The sequence below is a fragment of the Paraburkholderia sp. EG304 genome, from assembly GCF_046543485.1.
Classification (GTDB): Bacteria; Pseudomonadota; Gammaproteobacteria; order Burkholderiales; family Burkholderiaceae; genus Paraburkholderia; species Paraburkholderia youngii.
Genome location: NZ_JBKGUA010000347.1, coordinates 1 through 438 on the forward strand (window position 1 = coordinate 1; position 438 = coordinate 438).

A 438-nucleotide genomic window follows, 5' to 3' on the forward strand; every position below is an offset into this window, starting at 1 on the left:
GGGTATCCCGGTGCTCGGTCAGATCCCGCGTACCGAGTCGATCTTTGTGCCGTCGCGCCACCTCGGTCTGGTGCCAGCGGGGGAATGGGAAGACTCCGCGACCAAGGTTGCCGGGCTGGGGGGCCTCATTGCCGAATACGTCGATCTTGACGCCGTTATGGATATGGCTGCTACTGCCCCCGACCTCGACGTCGAGCCGTGGGACCCCGCCGCTGCCCTGGAATCCGCCGGCTGGCAAGGCCATCCATTCGGTGAGTCGCCGCTTGTGGGTATGTTCGCCGGACGGGCCTTCACCTTCCGGTACCCGGAGACCACCGAGATGCTGATAGCGGCAGGGTTCCGGGTCGTCGACGTTGATCCCCTTACGGATCGGCGCCTTCCTGACGGCATCCAAGGACTGTATTTGGGAGGCGGCTTTCCTCAGATGCATGCCACCGA

1 pseudogene is annotated in these 438 nt (G+C 64.4%); it reads left to right on the forward strand.

Annotated elements, in window-relative coordinates:
- Window positions 1-438 (forward strand): annotated as a pseudogene (locus ACLFKU_RS44220) (cobyrinic acid a,c-diamide synthase); the annotation flags it as partial.